General features: G+C 47.0%; 16 protein-coding genes. All 16 read right to left on the bottom strand.

The features are described from left to right. Positions 1–35 precede the first annotated feature (35 nt). Positions 36–530 carry a CinA family protein gene (locus HQ29_RS01585; protein ID WP_052079371.1) on the bottom strand — a complete coding sequence of 165 codons (495 nt, stop codon included), beginning with the start codon at positions 528–530 and terminating at the stop codon, positions 36–38. After that, positions 531–1,574 carry a tRNA (adenosine(37)-N6)-threonylcarbamoyltransferase complex transferase subunit TsaD gene (gene tsaD, locus HQ29_RS01590; RefSeq protein WP_036789713.1) on the bottom strand — a complete coding sequence of 348 codons (1,044 nt, stop codon included), beginning with the start codon at positions 1,572–1,574 and terminating at the stop codon, positions 531–533. A gap of 42 nt (positions 1,575–1,616) precedes the next feature. Further along, complete coding sequence (locus HQ29_RS01595; RefSeq protein ID WP_036867172.1) at positions 1,617–2,573, bottom strand: NAD(P)-dependent oxidoreductase; 957 nt, start codon at positions 2,571–2,573, stop codon at positions 1,617–1,619. 28 nt (positions 2,574–2,601) lie between these two features. Beyond that, on the bottom strand, positions 2,602–4,614 hold the full coding sequence (locus HQ29_RS01600) for an alpha amylase C-terminal domain-containing protein (RefSeq protein WP_036867173.1): 2,013 nt from the start codon (positions 4,612–4,614) through the stop codon (positions 2,602–2,604). A gap of 9 nt (positions 4,615–4,623) precedes the next feature. Further along, positions 4,624–5,511, bottom strand: a complete 888-nt coding sequence (locus HQ29_RS01605) for a carbon-nitrogen hydrolase (RefSeq protein WP_036867175.1) — start codon at positions 5,509–5,511, stop codon at positions 4,624–4,626. 3 nt (positions 5,512–5,514) lie between these two features. Further along, entirely contained in the window at positions 5,515–6,576 is a 1,062-nt protein-coding gene (locus tag HQ29_RS01610; protein ID WP_036867176.1) for an agmatine deiminase family protein, read from the bottom strand. 139 nt (positions 6,577–6,715) lie between these two features. Continuing rightward, entirely contained in the window at positions 6,716–7,093 is a 378-nt protein-coding gene (gene secG, locus HQ29_RS01615; RefSeq protein ID WP_036789703.1) for a preprotein translocase subunit SecG, read from the bottom strand. Further along, complete coding sequence (locus tag HQ29_RS01620) at positions 7,094–7,765, bottom strand: pseudouridine synthase family protein (RefSeq protein ID WP_036867178.1); 672 nt, start codon at positions 7,763–7,765, stop codon at positions 7,094–7,096. It abuts the gene before it with no gap. 15 nt (positions 7,766–7,780) lie between these two features. Next, entirely contained in the window at positions 7,781–8,317 is a 537-nt protein-coding gene (locus HQ29_RS01625; protein ID WP_082226813.1) for an LptE family protein, read from the bottom strand. A 19-nt stretch (positions 8,318–8,336) separates the two neighbouring features. Then, positions 8,337–9,608: a sigma-54 interaction domain-containing protein gene (locus tag HQ29_RS01630; protein ID WP_036789852.1), complete on the bottom strand. Its 1,272-nt coding sequence runs from the start codon at positions 9,606–9,608 to the stop codon at positions 8,337–8,339. A 127-nt stretch (positions 9,609–9,735) separates the two neighbouring features. Further along, positions 9,736–10,659, bottom strand: coding sequence for a tyrosine recombinase (locus HQ29_RS01635; protein ID WP_036867313.1), 924 nt, complete (start codon positions 10,657–10,659; stop codon positions 9,736–9,738). Next, complete coding sequence (gene nadD, locus HQ29_RS01640) at positions 10,656–11,261, bottom strand: nicotinate (nicotinamide) nucleotide adenylyltransferase (protein ID WP_036867180.1); 606 nt, start codon at positions 11,259–11,261, stop codon at positions 10,656–10,658. The genes HQ29_RS01635 and nadD overlap by 4 nt, the downstream gene beginning before the upstream one ends. Further along, positions 11,258–11,830, bottom strand: coding sequence for a guanylate kinase (gene gmk / locus HQ29_RS01645; RefSeq protein ID WP_036789848.1), 573 nt, complete (start codon positions 11,828–11,830; stop codon positions 11,258–11,260). Before gmk ends, nadD begins: the two co-directional genes overlap by 4 nt. 10 nt (positions 11,831–11,840) lie before the next feature. Then, positions 11,841–12,719 (bottom strand): YicC/YloC family endoribonuclease, encoded by an 879-nt coding sequence (locus HQ29_RS01650; RefSeq protein ID WP_036867181.1) that lies wholly within the window; start codon positions 12,717–12,719, stop codon positions 11,841–11,843. Between the two features lie 871 nt (positions 12,720–13,590). Further along, positions 13,591–14,964 carry a dihydrolipoyl dehydrogenase family protein gene (locus tag HQ29_RS01655; RefSeq protein ID WP_036867182.1) on the bottom strand — a complete coding sequence of 458 codons (1,374 nt, stop codon included), beginning with the start codon at positions 14,962–14,964 and terminating at the stop codon, positions 13,591–13,593. Positions 14,965–14,970: 6 nt separating this feature from the next. Continuing rightward, positions 14,971–18,666, bottom strand: a complete 3,696-nt coding sequence (purL, locus tag HQ29_RS01660) for a phosphoribosylformylglycinamidine synthase (RefSeq protein ID WP_394332362.1) — start codon at positions 18,664–18,666, stop codon at positions 14,971–14,973. Positions 18,667–19,109 lie beyond the last annotated feature (443 nt).

The following is a 19,109-nucleotide window of genomic DNA, read 5'->3' on the forward strand; positions in this document are numbered from 1 at the left end:
AACAACTTTTATACACTGATTTTGGAAAGACTCTGCTACTTCCTCTCAAGCAAAGAGAGTAAAAAGCTGAGAGCTGCTTCGGTTAGAGCCTGGATGCGCTCCTGCCTGCTCTCTTGAGGTGGTAGGGTTACTTTCAGCGTGTGTATCTCGCCACACACTACGGCTGCCACCCACATCTCTCCGGGCAGATGCCCACAATACGGAGAATCACCGGCTACTCCGGTAGTGGATAGCGTTATGAGAGAGGAGGATGAAGAGCCTCTCTCCCATAGAGACTGCGCCATAGCCACAGCAACATCCTCTCTTACAAGATCGCTGCTCCACTCTTCACGCCATTCGCTCAACAGCCATTCTCTTTTGGTTTCAGGCGTATAGGTTACCATGCCACCACCGAACCAGAGAGAAGATCCATCTGTTTCCGTAAGGCGGTGAGAGATATTCCCTCCGGTACAGCTCTCGGCTACTCGCAGGGTGCAACCACGTTCCAAGAGAAGTTGTGCTATCTCTTGCACCTGTTTTAGTGTATTCATCTAAATGCTTACTCTGGAGTAAGGCTCCAAGTCGAAACCGCTTCGCTCTCCTGCTTTATAAGCAAAAGCACCTGCCATGGCTACCATCGCAGCGTTGTCCGTAGTGTATGCAAACGGAGGAATATAGATGTTCCAGCCATAGCGTTTACCGTAATCTACAAATGCAGAACGAAGACCGGAGTTGGCAGAAACACCTCCGGCTACTGCCACTTCCTTGACTCCATACTGCTTGGCAGCCTTAACCAGTTTCTGCATCAATATCTCTATGATGGTGTGTTGAAGTGATGCGCAGAGATCTTCTTTATTTTTCTCAATGAAGTCAGGGTCTTTTTCCAGCTCGTCTCTCAGTGTATAGAGGAAAGAGGTTTTGAGTCCGCTGAAGCTGTAATCGAGTCCGGCGATCTGAGGCTTTGCAAAAGCAAATCTTTTTGGATCTCCCTCTTTTGCCAGCCTGTCCACGACAGGCCCACCGGGATAACCGAGTCCCATAACCTTTGCACACTTATCGAATGCTTCTCCGGCTGCATCGTCAATGGTCTTGCCCACAATATCCATCTTGGAGGGAGACTCTACCAAAATGATCTGAGAGTTGCCCCCGGAGACGAGAAGGCAGAGAAAAGGAAACTCCGGAACAGCTACACGAGTGTCGGGAGTCTGGATATAGTGCGCCAGAACGTGAGCTTGCAAGTGATTGACATCTACCATAGGAATTTTAAGCCCCATTGCCATCCCTTTTGCAAACGAAGTGCCCACATGGAGAGAGCCTAAAAGTCCCGGACCTCTCGTATAAGCGATGACGTCTATATCTTCTTTCTCTATACCGGCACGCTTGATAGCTTCCGAGACGACCGGTACAATGTTCTGCATGTGAGCACGTCCGGCAAGTTCGGGCACTACGCCTCCATACGCCTGATGTACAGCCTGACCGGCTATGACGTTAGAGAGTATCGTATCCCCTCTAAGTACTGCCACAGAAGTGTCGTCGCAGGAAGACTCTATCCCTAAAATGACTTTATCGGTATCTATGAGTGATGTTATATCCATTGTTGTTCTGAGTTGTTATAATTTGAGGATGTCCACAGCGATCTATACAACGCGAGGCACTTCTCGTCCTCCATGGAAAAATCCGATAACGGCATCGGACAGCTCTTTGAGCATCTCCATACGGGCATCCACGGTCTGTGTTCCAATGTGTGGAGTAAGAGATACATTGGGCAGAGAGTAGAGTTCCAATGAGGGAATATCTTTATTTTCAAAAACATCCAACCCGGCTGCGGCAATAGTGCCACTACGTAAAGCCTCCACAAGAGCCGATTCGTCCACCAATGCTCCTCTGCCTGTATTGATCAGAATAGCAGTAGGCTTCATCATCTTTAATGCTTTAGCATCTATGAGGTGATGCGTCTCTTTGGAATAGGGAGTGTGAAGAGAGACCACATCTGCCTGCTGCAGGACCTCCTCCACGGAGGCATAAGTAAATGCAAGTCCGGCTTCTTCTGCTTCGGTATAGCGTGTACGCTTATTGTAGAGAATCTTCATGCCACACGCTTGTGCCCTGCGAGCAAAGGCTTTTCCGATATTACCCATTCCGATAATGCCAAGCGTTTTGCCATGGATGCCTGTCCCAAGATTGGTCAAACGGGAAATCTTCAAGGCGTGCTGCTCTTTCCGCATCAGTGCATCCCAGCGAGAGATGTTTCGTGTAGCATCCAACAACAAAGAGAGAGCAAGGTCGGCAGTGGGTTCTACTACCGACCGAGGAGTGTTGGTAACAGCAATCCCTTTAGATGCTGCATACTCTATATCTATATTGTTATAGCCTACGGCGTAGTTGGAAATAAGTTTGAGCTTCTTTCCGGCATCTATTATCTCTCTATCTACGGGGATATCAAATACCGAGCAGAGCACATCACAGTCTGCCACTTGTTCTACAATCTCATCGTGTGTAAAGTCTCTACCTTCGGGAGGGAATACGACTTCAAAATGTTGTTGAAGCTCATCCCAGCCCTCTCTAAGCATATTAAAAGCGACTAATAGTTTCATCTTTCTGCGCTGTATAATATTGATATACCTATTTTTTCTCTATTCGTCTAAGAACCATAGCCGTACGAGCCGGCAAGTATAAAGACAAAATCCCCTTGCCCTCTATCGTATAGCTGACATCTGGAGCGGTAAAGTGATGTACTGTTTTATCTATCCGATCGTAGCCGCCAAAGGCTGTGTCATCGGAAGAGAAAAGGACTTCGTACTCACCGGAAGGGGCTATGATGTTATAGTCTGTATAAGAATTGGACGGACTGAAGTTATAAACAAACATATACTCACCTCTTGTGTAAGCCAATACCTGCTCTTCATTCTGCTCCCAAATAGAGTTTAGAGGAAGAGAAGCAAAGTCTCTGATGCCGGAGATAAAGTGTATCATCTTCTTGTCAAACTCATCCAGAAGTTGATACCTTAGAAATCCGTTCTCTCGAAGAGACCATTGGCGACGAGCATACTTATAGCTCCAATCGTTGCCTTCACGGGGAAAGTCTATCCATTCGGGGTGTCCGAACTCATTTCCCATAAAGTTCAGGTAGCCTCCGTTTATGGTCGTAGCGGTAACCAGACGTATCATCTTGTGCAATGCGATACCACGCTCCACATTCATATTGGAGTCCGCCCTATCCATGTGCCAGTACATATCGGCATCTATAAGGCGGAAGATGATAGTCTTATCTCCTACCAATGCCTGGTCATGGCTTTCGGCATAGCTTATTGTCTTCTCATCTCCTCTCCTGTTGGTACACTCCCACCAGATAGAGCCCGGTGTCCAATGTTCGTCCGGATACTCTTTGATGATCTTTATCCAGAAATCGGGGATATTAAGAGCCATTCTGTAATCGAAGCCATATCCGCCACTCTTCACCGGTAAAGCAAGACCGGGCATACCGCTGACATCTTCTGCAATGGTAACAGCTTCGGGATAGACTTCATGCACAAGCTCATTTGCCAAAGCCAAATAGGTAAGAGCATTTTCGTCCTGCATATCGTTGTAATAGTCTCCATAGGTACAGAAAGATGCTCCGATACCATGGTGCAGATAGAGCATAGAGGTTACGCCATCGAAGCGGAAACCATCAAAGCGAAACTCTTCCAGCCAATACTTGCAGTTGGAGAGTAAGAAATGAAGGACTTCATTCTTACCATAATCGAAAAGTTTCGTTCCCCACTCGGAGTGTTCTCCTTTTCCTCCAGGATAGAAATACTGCTCTTCGGATCCGTCGAAGCGAACCAATCCGTCCACTTCATTGGCTACGGCATGGGAGTGAACAATATCCATTATCACTTTTATGCCCAATCGGTGCGCTTCGTCAATAAGTGCTTTCAACTCATCGGGCGTGCCATACTTGGAAGATGGAGCAAAAAAAGAGGAGACCTGATAACCAAAAGAGGCGTAGTAGGGGTGTTCGTGTATCGCCATCAACTGTATGGCATTATAGCCCGATTCGGCTATCTTCGGAAGGACATTCTCTCTAAACTCGTTGTACGTTCCTATCTTCTCTTCTTCGGTAGCCATTCCGACATGACACTCATAAATTAAGAGTGGTTGATGATTGGATGTCGGTCTGCCGTACTTAAAGGTAAAAGGAGATTCCGGTTCCCATACCATCGCAGAAAAGATGGCAGTATCCGGCATTTGGACAACATACTTCGCCCAGGCAGGTATGCGCTCGCCACTACCTCCGTTCCACTCTACAAAGAGTTTGAAATGATCTCCATGCTTGAGAGCATTCAAAGAAAGAGAAAGCTCCCATATACCATGATCTAACGGATGAAACTTAAATGCCTCCTCTATCTTCCAGCTATTGCCATCACAAAGGAGGTAGAGAGCCGTGGCATTGGGTGCCCACTCTCTGATAACCCAACCGGTCTTCTCTCTGTGAAGACCGAAGTATAAATACCCGTCAGCAAAGCGAGAAAGTGAGCCGGACACGTTAGAGGTCAGCTCTTCTCTCTTACTCTTTATGTTCTGATTTCTCTTGTTTATTATATCAGCATAAGGCTTAAGCCAAGGATCATTCTCTATTATCGGAAGATTCATACGTCTGCTCTAAAATCTTTTGTTATCTCTATATCTCAATGACAGGTCTGCAAAAGCATCTATTCGTCTATCTCTCAAGAAGGGCCACCAACGACGGACATTTTCTGAACGGCGTAAGTCCACATCAACGACTCTGACCTCTTCTTCTGTACTGGAAAACATTGCCAAAAGCTCTCCTTGTGGTCCGGCAACAAAAGAAGATCCCCAAAATGTTATACCATTTGTACGTCCGGAAGGATCTTCTTCATAGCCTACTCTATTTACTGCTACCACAGGAAGTCCATTGGCAACAGCATGACCTCTCTGCACGGTAATCCATGCCTCTCTTTGTCTATCTTTCTCTTGTGGAATATCGGTGCTTTCCCAGCCTATCGCCGTTGGATAGATGAGCATTTCGGCTCCTGCCAAAGCCATAAGCCGTGCAGCTTCCGGATACCACTGGTCCCAACAAACCAAAACACCCAGCTTACCCACAGAGGTTTCTATGGGATGAAAGCCAAGATCTCCGGGTGTGAAATAAAACTTTTCGTAGTATGCCGGATCGTCCGGAATGTGCATCTTTCTGTATATTCCGGCAATAGATCCATCCTTTTCATGTACTACCGCAGTGTTGTGATAGAGTCCGGTGGCACGCTTTTCAAATAGTGAGGTTACCAGTACAACGCCTGCCTCTTTTGCAATAGCCCCGTAGAATGTGGTCGATTCTCCCGGTATAGGTTCTGCCTGATCAAAGATGTTCACATCTTCTTCCTGGCAGAAGTAAAGACCATTATGCAGTTCTTGCAAAACAACCAACTCGGCTCCTTGCCGGGCGACATCCAATATTTTACCACGTAAACGCTGTTTGTTCTCTTCTCTATCGGGAGTATTGTGCTGCTGTATGAGTGCTACTTTCATATCTTAGATGTTTTGAACAAAACCTTTAGGAAACTGCATCGTGATACAATGCAACGATCCGTGCTGACGCACAACAGTGAAACAGTTTATTGCGACCACCTCCCTGTCCGGGAAAGTTTCTTTTATGACCGCTATTGCTTCCTCATCTTCGGGTACGTTGTATATTGGAAGTAAAACCGCTCCATTGATCAAAAGAAAGTTTGCATACGTAGCCGGCAGTCTCTCTCCTCGTAGAGGGTCATAAACAGGAGAGACAAAAGGCAGCTTTACCAAGCGATATGACTCTCCCTTTGTGTTTCTCATGACTTGAAGTTCTTGCTCCATCCGCACCAATGAATCGAAATGAATATCACTCTTATCCTTAGGAGCACCGACATAAGCTATGGTATCCGGACTGCAAAATCTTGCCAATGTATCTATATGTCCATCTGTATCATCTCCGGACATTGCGTCGACAGAAAGAGAGACCACTTGTTCCACTCCAAACTCCTCCTTCAAGACATCAAGGATCTCCTGCTTGGAGAGTTTGCTATTCCTGTTGGGCTCGTATTGTACAGAGTTTGTTGTAAGCAGCGTACCGCATCCATCCGTTTCTACCGCCCCCCCTTCGCAGACAAAATCTTTCTTTCTGCGACAAACGACATTCGGGGCAAACACGCCATGTTTCTGCAGTGAGGCTGCGATCTCATTATCCTTATCCCAACCATACTTCAAGCCCCAGCCATTGAAAGCAAAGTCAAGAAGCAGAGGCTTGCCATCTTCCATCAAAGATAAAGGAGCTGTATCCCGTGCCCATGTATCATTCAAAGGTATATCGGTAATTACCCGAAGCGTGTGTGGGAAAGATAGCTCCTGAAGACGGAGAAGGGTTTCCGTAGGCTCTATGCAGGCAATGAGCAAAGGTTGAAATCTCAAAATAGCTTTGGCAATCTGCTCATAGCAGTGCTCTATATCGGAAAAGATATAGTTCCAATCCATACTCTTATGAGGCCAGCAAAGCAGCACTGCATCTTGAGGTTCAAATTCGGGAATAAATCTTCTACGCTTATTGATATTGTCGGACATATGCAGTCTGTTATTTAATAAAAGAACAAAGGATCTCACCCTCGGAATCAAAAACCGGGGAAGATCCTTTGATGCTATAAAAAGATGGCTATTCCGAAGAGTAGCTACATCACTATCTCTATTTTATAATCTATCCTTATTATTGTACAGCAGTATCTCCCGGTGTTGTAGTCTCTGTAGCCGGAGTAGCTGTCTCTTCAGGAGTTGCACTGAAAGGAGTTGCTTCTGCAGGAATTGGCATAGGAGCCTTTTCTACCATCTCTTCAATGTCGGATACTTCTCTTGTACTTTGTGTTGTGGGAGCGTATCTTGCTGCAATGATAGAGAAGAATACCAAAAGTCCGGCAAGAGTCCATGTCGCCTTTTCAAGGAAATCTGTTGTCTTGCGCACACCCATGATCTGATTGTTTGAAGCAAAGCCGGCAGCCAAGCCACCACCTTTAGACTCTTGTATGGTTACAATAGCAATCAGCAAAAGAGCCAATACAATTATTAAGATAGATAAGAATGTGTACATTTAAGTTCTATTATTTGTTATTAATCTATTCAGAAACCGAATTTGCTCTGCAAAGTAACTATTTTTTTGCGGATATTTCAAACGTAGAGAAGAAATTATCTTCTTCGCCTGCTCATATTTACCTTGTCTTATATATAGTTTTGCCAGAGTTTCCGTAAGGAGTTCATCTTCTTCGGGCAGAGTGGCATCATCATTCTTGATGGTGCTTTCAGTCGCACTCTTTTCCTCTACCGGATGTTCTGCGGGAGCGGACAAGTCATATTCCGGTATCGCATATAAGGGCAGTGGTTCTACCGGACTTTCGGCAAGATTACTCTCTGCAGCCGTCTCTTGGATAAGAGAAGTTATCACATCCCAAGTCTCATCTTGAGAGGCGGAAATGCTCTTACTTTTATCGCCGTGGGCTTGGGGCTCTTCGCCATACCATGTCAAGCCATACTCTTGTCCTTTCAAAAGAAAAAAGAGTCGCTCCGGACGGGAGATGTGAATACTTCTCCGCCGAAGTTCGGATGCAAATCGAAGGTCTTTACATTTATAAAGAGCCTTCAGCAGCAACATGTGCAGAGGAGTAGCATACGGATAAGTGGCAGACAGAGAGTACAAGTCTTCTATATGTTCTGCCTGTATCTCCTCCGGATTTCTGAGTAGAGAGTAGAGTTGGTCTAAGGTCATATCAATCGTTCTATCTTACCAGTCTTCCACCGTAGCATTGAAGATCTGATTGATAATATCTTTAGAGATGTCATCCACCAACGCATCCTGCACATCGTTGAACATGAGTCCGCTGTCAAATGAAGCGTATGCCGTAAACTCTCTTTCAAAGCTCTTTTTCTCCTCTTTGTTATTGACGTAGCGCACTTTCACTCTCATTGTCAGACGTGTCTTTGCTGCATAAGCGTTTTCCTGTATCGCCTCTGCCGTAAGATCGTATCCTACTATTTCGCCTTCAAGCTCCAGGTCTCCCCTGTCCTTATTCTGCGTGAGGCGGGTTCGCTTTTGGAACTGATCTCTAAGCTCTTCCGAAAACCTTGTTGCCAAAGGAGGATAAACGGTTGGAGCAAGATTTCCAAAATCCTTTATGGAGATACTTTTTATCTTGGTGTAGTCTATACTTGTTCCGCTCAGCTTATATGAGGGGATGCAGCTGCTCACAGCAAAAGAAGCCACCAAGATCAATAATATAAAGAGAGAGAAAACAATCCTCTTTTCGGCTATCTGTTTCATATCCTGTTCTATCCGGCTATTACTCTATCCGGTGTTCTTTGAGTTTTCTATAAAGTGTTCGTTCCGAAATCTTCAAGTCTGCTGCACTTTTCTTTCTGTTTCCTCCGTTTCTGGAGAGCACTTGAAGGATATACTCTCTCTCCATCTCATCCAGCGTGGGAGGAGTTTCCGCTTCCGGTATCTCCTCTACATCCTCCACCTCATGGAGGAAGCTGTTTTGCGGAACAGTCATCGAGGGAGATTTGGTCGGGAGCAAAGCCTGAGAGACATGTGCATAACCGGAGTGTGAAGGCATACCGCTTATTCCACCTGATGCTGCTCCTGCCATGCTGTCCTTTAGCATCCGGGAGAGTTCTGCCACTTCCATCTTCAGGTCTATAAGCATCTTATAGAGGATCTCGCTGTTACCCGTATGCCCTTGCCCGAATGGAGGTATATCCCAGCCGTTCTGTTCCTCCATCTTGGAGTGTTGCTCCACCACGGCAGGCAGTCTCGTAAGAGCATTGGACGGCAGATAAGAGAGCAGCATATCTCTCGTAATCTGCCTCTCATTAGAGACCACACTGATGCGCTCTACCAGATTGCGCAGCTCGCGAATGTTCCCGGGCCAAGAGTAGAGCATGATGGCTCGTTGCGCTCCTTCGTCCAAGCGGATGGGAGGCATACGATACTTGTCTGCAAAGTCTGAGGCAAATTTCCGGAATAGCAACGGGATATCCTCCCCTCTATCCCTTAAAGGAGGAAGCTCGATAGTAACCGTATCGAGACGATAGTAGAGATCCTGTCTGAACTTTTTCTTCTTTATCGCCTTGTCCAACTCTACATTGGTTGCCGCCACAACGCGGATATCGGTTCGTTTTACTTCGGAAGAACCCACTTTCATAAACTCTCCGGACTCCAACACTCTTAGCAGACGGGCTTGTGTCGGCATCGGTAACTCTCCCACCTCATCCAGAAAGATCGTACCGCCGTTAGCCACTTCAAAGTAGCCGTTACGCTCCGAAACCGCATCCGTAAACGAGCCTTTCTTATGCCCGAAAAGCTCCGAGTCTATCGTTCCTTCCGGTATTGCACCGCAGTTTACTGCTATATAAGTCCCATGCTTACGTGCGCTATTCTGGTGTATGATCTGTGGAAAAACCTCTTTCCCGACACCACTTTCTCCCACGACAAGCACGGAGACATCCGTCTTTGCAATCTGAAGAGCCACCTCTATGGCTCTGTTGAGAGCATCACAGTTGCCTATAATTCCGAATCTTTGCTTGACTTGTTGAAGTTCCTGTTGAGATATCATGACCTATTCTTCCTCATTCGTATGTCCCGCTTTTGCCTCTTGCCGTACCACGCAAAAGAGCAAACCAAGACCTCATACAAAGTTACTATTTTTCTTTCAATCCAAGCAGAGCAGGCATCCTCTTCTATCTCTGCTTATTCATAGGGTGATGCAGCAGAATTTCCTCACGGAGAGACTCCCGGCTGATGTGTGTATAGATTTCGGTCGTAGTGATATCGGCATGTCCGAGCATTGCCTGAATGGCTTGCAGGTGAGCACCGCCTTCGAGAAGATGAGTAGCGAAAGAGTGGCGAAAAGTATGCGGAGAGATCGGTTTCTGAATATCTGCCGCAGCTGCTATCTTGCGGACAATGACAAACACCATCTGCCTTGTGAGTGCTTGTCTGTTGCGACTGATGAACAGATGATCCCTGTATCCGGCTTTCGGTTCAAGTGCATAGCGATCTTTTTGCAAGTACTCTTCCAAACGTGAGATACCTAAAGGAGAGACAGGCACGAGACGCTCCTTGGAACCTTTACCCAGAATGCGGAGATACCCTTCTTCCAGAAAAAGCTGCGAGAAAGTGAGTGCACACAGCTCCGAGACCCGCAATCCGCAGCTGTACAAAAGCTCCATGATCGCGAGGTTTCGCCGTCCGTAGGGATCTTCTTCCGGATCCACGGTGGCAAGCATACGGTCTATCTCCTCCGTTGTGAGCACTTCGGGCAGACGCATACCTATCTTGGGAGCTTCCAAAAGCTCGGTAGGATCTTCCGTGATAAGCTCTTCCAGAAAAAGGAATCTGTAAAAAGCCTTTACTCCCGCCACTATACGAGCTATCGAACGAACCTGAATACCAAGATCATAAAGTGTGGCAAGAAAGTGTTGTAGATTTTCGTAGGAGAGAGATAACGGGTTCAGAGAAAGGGATTGTGCGTATTCGTAAAGATGTTTAAGGTCGGAAAGATAGGAGTCGCATGTATTTGGAGAGAGCTGCCTTTCCGCTCTCAAATGGAGGTAAAAATCCTCTACCAGTTCGTTGGTTTCTCTTAGGAATTTTCCTGTCATCCCCTCTTGAGCCATGACACAACCTGTTCAAACAGCTCTTCGGAAATGGTTGCCGGCAGGAAATATGGGATAACCCGATCTTTGCGCAGGCTTTCTCGCACAAACGACGAAGAGATCTCCATCATCGGAGCATCTATAAGTCGGATTCTGTGAGCAAGGTGGTTCAGCTCCGCAGGTACTTCCCCGGTATATCCGGGACGCGGATAAGCCCATATCTCAATCTCTGCAAGCAGATCCGATATTCCGTACCAACGAGGGAGTTGTTCCAGATTATCCGTACCGACAAGAAGCACAAACGACCGCTCCGGACGGTTCTGCTTCAATGCCCTGACGGTATGCAGGGTATAGCTGGGGCGTGGCAGTGTGTCCTCCACGAGTGATAAACCGAATCGGGGATAGCCTGCTATGGCACTCTCAACCCAAGCCTTTCTCAGCTCATCGGGCAACAGATGATTCTGTTCCTTGAGCGGATTGTGCGGCGATACCATAAACCACAGTTCCTTAACCTCATCCATACACTCGCAAACATAGTTTGCCAGCGCAAGATGACCCATGTGCATCGGGTTGAAAGAGCCGGGGAAAAGTACCGTTTTATCCTTCATGACGCTATGAAACGAGTGAAAATCTTTTCCGCTTCATTGCAAGCGGTGGAGAGGTCATCATTGACAACAACGGCATCGAAGCGGTCTGCATGCCCGATCTCCCACTCTGCCTTGGCTACGCGCTCGGCTATCTTGTCCGCTTCATCTGTGGCTCTTGCGGAGAGTCGCTGCTCCAAAGCCTCTATGCTTGGCGGCATAATGAAGATGGTCTTTGCTTCATCGCCGTAGATTTTCTTCACATTGAGTGCGCCCACTACATCTATATCGAGAACGACATTAAGACCGGCAGCCACTTTTCTATCCACTTCGCTGCGCAGCGTACCGTAGTAGCGTCCTTTGTAAACCTCCTCATATTCGAGAAACTCCCCGGCAGATATTTTGGCTTCAAACTCTTCGGGGGTCAGAAAATAGTAGTGCTCGCCCTCTTTCTCCTCGCCTCGTGGAGGACGAGAAGTGGCAGAAACAGAGAAAACAAACGGAATACCTCTCTCTCTCAATGCCGATATAATGGTGGACTTACCTGCTCCGGACGGAGCAGAAAAGATGATTATTTTGCCTCTTTTTGCCATACTTTTCTGTTTAGAGAACATTCAAAACCTGCTCTTTGATCTGTTCCAACTCATCTTTCATCTTTACAACAATCTGTTGCATCTCTGCTTGGTTGGACTTGGATCCCATCGTGTTGATCTCCCGACCGATCTCCTGAGCTATAAAGCCGAGCTTCTTACCTGCGGCAGGCTCTTCCATGGTTTTCAGGAAGTATGCCAAGTGGTTTTCCAATCTCTTCTTCTCCTCCGTGATGTCGAGCTTTTCGACGTAGTAGATAAGCTCCTGCTCCAGCCTTCCGGCATCATAAGAGACATTCTGCAGCTTTTCGAGCGACTCCGTGAGTCGGACACGAATATCGGCTACTCGCTGCTCTTCGTAGAGAGAAATACCTTCGTAATGTTGGCGAATATTCTCGATATTTCCACGCAAAACGCCCTCCAGCATCACCCCTTCCTGTGTACGGAAAGCCTGCAACGCCTCTATGGCAAGAGCCAATGCCTCAAAGAGCGTATCACGATAAGATGCGGTCTCCTCCGGAGCCGTCTCGTTATTGACGGAAATAGCGTCCGGCATACGCATGATAGAAGCTGTTACATCCAGAGGATGGGGCATACCGGTCTCCTGACACAGGGCAGAGATCTCCTCCCAGTACTGAAGTATCACTTCTCTGTTCAGTGTGGCAGATCCTTTCTTTTGCTGTCCTTCCATCGAGACAGCCACCTCTACCTTTCCTCTTACTACCTGTGCGGCAACCTCTTTACGCAACTCTATCTCAAACTCTCTCAATAAGTTCGGCATACGAACGGAAAGATCGAGCTGCTTAGAGTTGAGCGTTCTTATTTCTACTGAGATTTTCACACCATCGTTTTGGCTTGTTCCCTTACCAAAACCGGTCATAGACTGTAACATTACTTCCTCCTTCTATAATGGTTTATCTCTTCAAAGTTAAGAAAAAATAGGGAGTTTCGGACACGGCTCTCGTTGGGGAGAGGGGACGATTCTTTTATTTTTATATATTCCATCCCTTCGCCTCCTCCTATTTTTCCGCTCTCTATTTTGATCAGAGGCAGTGTTTTCAGAGCATGACCGAACTGTTAAATTCAGGCTATTTTATTAACACAATTTCCGATACCTGCTAAGCAAAAACAGTAAACGAGCATATTCTTTCGGCTTAACGTGTTTAATTTTTCAATGAACACGTTTACCGATTTCATTAAACACGTTTACCGGATNTATTCTTTCGGCTTAACGTGTTTAATTTTTCAATGAACACGTTTACCGATTTCATTAAACACGTTTACCGGATTCGGTTAACGTGTTTAGCCAAAACCATTAAAACCCTAACAATCAAATATCTATGTATTTTTACCCTAAAATGTGCCTAAAAAGGCAGATTTCTTTATTAGGAAACGTTCACAGAAATAGGTGTTAAAATTCACACCTATTAACGCGAAAAAACGCCCATGAAATGGACTGAGAAAAAAATTTTTCCAAATTCGCGATTTCTCATAACAACCTAAATACAAGGATATTATAAAATAGAGCTTCAACGCTTGGCAGAAAAACAGAGAAAAGAGAGCCTTTGGAGGCACTTTTTTCAAGTGGCACTTTTATATAAAAATTCGGGCAAAATGAGAGAAAAACACCCTCATTCTGCCCGAATATGAGACTATATTTATAATATCATCCTATATCTTGGGAGGAGTTGGAGCTGCTCTACGATGCTTTCAACCGCCATCGTAAAGAGAACCTGCTCTCTCTGCGCTTACCTTTTCCCTACTCACTGCTTGGAATAAGTGTGAGGGAAGATAGCATGATGCACAACCTCCGCTACGGTAGGATGCGGAAACGGAATACGGGTAAGCTGATCCAACGTAAGTCCTAAAGAGACCGCCATGGCAACAGGCGTGATGTACTCGGAAGAGAGATGCCCGAAGATATGCCCTCCGACGATACGTTCTCTCTTGCCATAAGTGATGATCTTGCAAAAACCTTCGTTCTCCCCAAACTCTATAAGATGACGACCGGCGTATGCAATGGGCACTTTGTGGATGTTGTACCCTTTTCGCCCGATGGTATCCTGCTCTGTCATTCCCACTCCGGAGGCTTCGGCATGAGTGTAAACCACTTGAGGAATATCCTTATAGCTCATGCCGTCTTTGATGTTCAGGATATGATTGATGGCTACTTGGGCTTCTCTACGTGCCGAATGCGCCAAGAGAGAAAGTCCGTTGATGTCTCCACAAGCGTAAAGCCCTTTGAGAGAGGTCTCCAAGTGCTTGTCCACAAGGATATAACCTTTCTTGTACTTCAGACGAAGCTCTTCCAAACCAAGCTCTTCCACATTTGCACTTCTGCCCATGGCTATAAGAGTGGCATCAGAAGTAACGTTCTTCTGCCTGCCTTGATGCTCGAATGTGATGGTATGACCCTGAAACTTCTTCAGCTTGGTTCCGGTATAGAGCTTTACTCCATGCCGTACAAGCTCTTCTTCGACAGCGGTACGAATATCTTTATCCATCTCTTTGAGAAGATGAGGAGAGCGTTGGATAAGTGTGGTCTTCACGCCCATGTTTACGAAGAACGAAGCCATCTCGACCGCGATAGTGCCTCCGCCCACAATGGAAACAGACTTGGGAAGTTCTTCGAGCATGAGCACATCGCTGCTTGTCCAGTATGGGCAGGTCTCTATACCCTCAAAAGTCGGGACAGAGTTACGGGATCCGGTAGCCAACATCACCTTACGAGCTTGGTAGCGTTCCTTTTTGCCTTTTACTCCGATCACAAACGTTCCATCCTTGAGACGGCTATCTATGTAGGCGTGACCAAAGCACTGCTCCACGCCCATCTCTTTGTAAAACTCCTCGATACCTGCTCCGAAATCTTTCACATAAGACTTCTTGCGCCTCTGAAGAGCTTTCATGTTCACGGAAAGTGCATCTATCTCCAGCGCATGCACCTTTGCACTCTTCAACGAATGATAAAGATGCGCCGTGTGAAGCAGGATCTTCGATGGGATACATCCTTCATTCAGACACGTTCCTCCGTAGTGCTTCTTCTCAAAAAGAAGCACACGAAGACCGTTTCGAGCGGCATACTCCGCAGCATTAGAGCCGGCAGGGCCACCTCCAATAATGGCTATATCGTATGTCATGACTCTTTATTTTCTATCCTTGATCCAGTTATAAGCATTGACAAACGCTTCCATCCAAGGTGTTACATCTGCTCCATATCCTTCGCCAATGTAGTCTGCCGCTTGCCAAGGGAAGACACATCTTTCGGGGTGAGGCATCATCGCGAGGTGTCTTCCGCATGGAGACGCCAGCGCAGCGATATTATGATCCGAACCGTTAGGGTTACCGGGATACTCGGCATAGCTGTACTGTGCCACTACGTTGTATTCGCTCACCGGCAGAGACAGGGCAAAACGTCCCTCTCCATGCGCTACCCAGACAGGGATAGAGCTGCCGGAGAGAGAGCCGAACATAACACTCTTATTCTCCGGAATGTCTACGCTCACGAATGAAGACTCAAAACGTCCGGAGCGATTGTGCTCCATCCGGTGCTTTTCCGTATGAGACGGATAAAGTACACCCAGTTCCGCCATCAGCTGACAGCCGTTACAGATACCCAAGCTAAGGGTATTTTCTCTGGCGTAGAAGGCATCAAGAGCTTTTTTTGCAAGCGGATTGTGAAGAAATCCTGCTGCCCAGCCTTTAGCCGAACCGAACACATCCGAATTGGAGAAGCCTCCGCAGAACACAAGGAAATCTATATCTTCCAGCGTTTCACGTCCTGAGGTGAGGTCTGTCATGTGTATATCTTTAACATCGAAGCCGGCAGTATAGAGGGCATAAGCCATCTCGCGCTCTCCGTTGGTACCTTTATCTCTCACGATGGCAGCACGTATGCCGGAGGCTTTATTCTCTCTGTCCGGAACGATACCGAGACTATCGAATGTTCCCTTAAAGTTTGAACCGAATTTATATTTCAACGGTTGGAAGCCCAGATTGCGTGCTCTCGACTCGGCTTCCGCCTTAGAGCTTTGAAGTGTTTCCATACTGAACGATGGGGCAAACCATGCAGCTCGCATCTCATCCACAGGAATTGAAGCGGAGAATGCCTTACCGACAGAGATTTCGAGCTTTCTATCTTCTATCAGAGAGCCTATCTTTTCGTATGCCACACCTGCTTCATCCAGGATCGAAGCCACTTTTGCAAGATCCGAAACCTGTACAACGACACCTGGATTCTCGGCAAACAGTCTGGTTATGGCATCGCATCCTTCGGGCTGAGTGAGATTAACCTTAAGCCCGCCCTTGCTATTGGCAAACAACATCTCCAGTAATGTTGTAACGATACCACCTGCAGAAATATCGTGAATGGCATCTATGAGACCTTTTTTCACGAGCGACTGCACTGCTTCAAAGGCATCCGCAAAATATTCTGCGGATCCCACTTCCGGTGCATCCGTACCAAGAGCGTTCAGCGACTGATAGAAAGCAGAACCGCCCAACGCCAACGGAGCAAACGAGAAGTCTATATAGAGTATGGAAGAGTCCTTTTTACCATTTTGTATAACCGGAGAGACTATCTTTCTTACATCCGTCACCTCACCGGCGGCAGAGATAATAACCGTTCCCGGAGAGAGTACCTGCTTACCGTCGGGATACTTTTGGGTCATGGAGAGAGAATCCTTACCGGTAGGGATATTGATGCCCAAATCTATTGCCAACTCGGCACAAGCCTCCACTGCATTGTATAAGCGTGCATCTTCTCCCGGATGCTTACAGGGCCACATCCAGTTGGCAGAAAGAGAGATAGAGGATAGCCCGTCCCTCAGAGGTGCTCCCACGATGTTGGTCAAGGCTTCGGCGATAGCCATTTCAGAGCCTTTCCGGGAGTCGATAAGTGCCACTTGAGGTGCATGACCTATTGATGTTGCCACTCCTGCCTTTCCTTTGAAGTCGATAGCCATGGCTCCGAGATCCGCCAACGGCAACTGCAGCTCGCCCATGCACTGCTGCATAGCCACTTTACCCGAAACCGAGCGGTCCACTTTATTTGTAAGGAAGTCTTTACATCCTACCGCTTCCATAGCCAATACTTCCGGCAGATACTCCATGAACTTCTTCTCATCGTAAGAAGCGTTGGCATACTTGCGCTCTACGCTGTTATCCGTCATCACGGTCTTGGGTGCAGAGCCGAACATATGTTCAAGCATCAGGTCGATAGGGCATTCGCCATTATCCTTTTCAAAGATGAACGCCATGTCATTGGTCGTTTCGCCCACGACATAGAAAGGAGCACGCTCGCGCTCTGCTATCTTCTTCATCTCTGCTATATCCTCCTTGCCGACCAAAAGACCCATACGTTCCTGACTCTCATTACCGATGATCTCTTTCGCCGAAAGTGTAGGATCTCCAACGGGAAGCCTGTCCACGTTGATTTTACCTCCGGTCTGTTCGACCAGTTCGGATAGACAGTTGAGGTGTCCGCCGGCTCCATGGTCGTGGATAGATACTATAGGATTGGAGTCTGCCTCTGCCATTGCACGCACGACATTGGCTACACGCTTTTGCATTTCGGGATTGGAGCGTTGCACTGCATTCAGTTCGATGGCTCCGACATAGTGTCCGGTGTCCACGCTGGATACCGCTCCACCGCCCATACCGACACGATAGTTGTCTCCGCCCATCACCACAACGCTCTCGCCCGGCTTCGGTTCTCCCTTGAGGGCATCGCGTTTATTGGCAAAGCCGATACCTCCGGCGAGCATGATCACTTTGTCATAACCATAAGAGGGTTGCCCTTGCTCTTCATGCTCGAAGGTGAGAACGGATCCGCAGATAAGCGGCTGTCCGAACTTGTTTCCAAAGTCGGAAGCTCCGTCCGATGCTCTGCTCAAAATATGTGAAGGGCTATGATAAAGCCACTTACGCTCTGCTATATTCTTTTCCCAACCGTGACGGCTCTGCGGATGACGGGTATAAGAGGTCATGTAGACCGCTGTTCCTGCAAGCGGAAGACTGGCACGTCCGCCGGCGAGACGGTCTCTAATCTCTCCTCCCGACCCTGTTGCCGCACCATTGAAAGGCTCTACGGTTGTAGGGAAATTGTGTGTCTCTGCCTTGAGAGAAAGTACGGTCTCTATCTCTTTAGTCTTGAAAAGAGAAGCGCGATCCGCTTTTTCGGGAGCAAACTGCATGGCTTTCGGACCACGGTTGAATGCTACGTTGTCTTTGTAAGCAGAGACAAGATTGTTTGGATTCTGCTTGGAGGTCTCCTTTATCATGGAAAAGAGAGACATCTCTTTCTCTTCGCCATCCACCACGAAACGACCTCCGAATATTTTGTGACGGCAATGCTCGGAATTGACTTGTGAGAATCCGAACAGCTCGGAATCTGATAACGGTCTGCCAAGCTGCTCTACAACGCCTTTAAGATAGACGATCTCCTCTTCGCTCAAAGCCAGCCCCTCCTGTTCGTTATAAGCCTCGATGTCTTCGATGTAGTGTATCGGTTCAGGCTCGCAATCCACACGGAACAGCTCCTCATCCAATCTTTCATAGCAGCTGCTCAAAAGAGGATCAAAGTCTTTTGCGCCCGGAGTGAATCGCTCTATACGATCGACGCCCGAAAGGTTCATGTTCTGAAGCACCTCTATTGCATTCGTGCTCCAAGGGGTGATAAGCTCCGGTCTTGGTCCTATAAAGGGTCCGGCAACCGACTTTTCCTGCAAATACTTGGCACCTCCGAACAGCCATTCGAGGCTTGATATCTGTTCGGCACTGAAAGCGTCTCGGTGTCTGAGCGCATAAACATCTCCCTCAGGATGGCGAAAAAAGGATAGAATCATGTCGTTTATAACGTAAAGATTAAAAGCGGAAGGAGCATTCCCTGCCACACATATTAAGTAAGAGACAAAAATAGCAATTTTTAGCCGATTTGCATGGTATTATTCAAAGAGGATTCTATCCCGTAACGGCAGGATGATTTTGATAAGATTCTCTTCCGGCTTTTACCCAAAAGTCTCCTTTTTTCACCCTGAAATCTCCCACTCACGAGAGGTACTTTTATATAAAAACGAAGCTCTGAGATTTCTCCCCAAAAGGGTCTGTTTTCTCTCGAAGAAACGGAGAAAAAAGAAGATTGATAGAGTAACCAGCTCACAATAAGAGCATTATAAATCAGCTCGAATTCGGGAAAAATTTTTTCTCAGTCCGTTTCATGGGGCTTTTTCGCGTTAATTGGTGTGAATTTTAACGCGCACTTCTGTGAACTTTTCCTAATAAAGAA

The sequence above is a fragment of the Porphyromonas canoris genome, from assembly GCF_000765975.1.
Lineage (GTDB): Bacteria > Bacteroidota > Bacteroidia > Bacteroidales > Porphyromonadaceae > Porphyromonas_A > Porphyromonas_A canoris.

Bases quoted from the DNA above. Each gene is read 5' to 3' on its own strand.
- HQ29_RS01585 (WP_052079371.1), bottom strand. From the start codon at position 530: ATGAATACACTAAAACAGGTGCAAGAGATAGCACAACTTCTCTTGGAA.
- tsaD (WP_036789713.1), bottom strand. From the start codon at position 1,574: ATGGATATAACATCACTCATAGATACCGATAAAGTCATTTTAGGGATA.
- HQ29_RS01595 (WP_036867172.1), bottom strand. From the start codon at position 2,573: ATGAAACTATTAGTCGCTTTTAATATGCTTAGAGAGGGCTGGGATGAG.
- HQ29_RS01600 (WP_036867173.1), bottom strand. From the start codon at position 4,614: ATGAATCTTCCGATAATAGAGAATGATCCTTGGCTTAAGCCTTATGCT.
- HQ29_RS01605 (WP_036867175.1), bottom strand. From the start codon at position 5,511: ATGAAAGTAGCACTCATACAGCAGCACAATACTCCCGATAGAGAAGAG.
- HQ29_RS01610 (WP_036867176.1), bottom strand. From the start codon at position 6,576: ATGTCCGACAATATCAATAAGCGTAGAAGATTTATTCCCGAATTTGAA.
- secG (WP_036789703.1), bottom strand. From the start codon at position 7,093: ATGTACACATTCTTATCTATCTTAATAATTGTATTGGCTCTTTTGCTG.
- HQ29_RS01620 (WP_036867178.1), bottom strand. From the start codon at position 7,765: ATGACCTTAGACCAACTCTACTCTCTACTCAGAAATCCGGAGGAGATA.
- HQ29_RS01625 (WP_082226813.1), bottom strand. From the start codon at position 8,317: ATGAAACAGATAGCCGAAAAGAGGATTGTTTTCTCTCTCTTTATATTA.
- HQ29_RS01635 (WP_036867313.1), bottom strand. From the start codon at position 10,659: ATGACAGGAAAATTCCTAAGAGAAACCAACGAACTGGTAGAGGATTTT.
- nadD (WP_036867180.1), bottom strand. From the start codon at position 11,261: ATGAAGGATAAAACGGTACTTTTCCCCGGCTCTTTCAACCCGATGCAC.
- gmk (WP_036789848.1), bottom strand. From the start codon at position 11,830: ATGGCAAAAAGAGGCAAAATAATCATCTTTTCTGCTCCGTCCGGAGCA.
- HQ29_RS01650 (WP_036867181.1), bottom strand. From the start codon at position 12,719: ATGTTACAGTCTATGACCGGTTTTGGTAAGGGAACAAGCCAAAACGAT.
- HQ29_RS01655 (WP_036867182.1), bottom strand. From the start codon at position 14,964: ATGACATACGATATAGCCATTATTGGAGGTGGCCCTGCCGGCTCTAAT.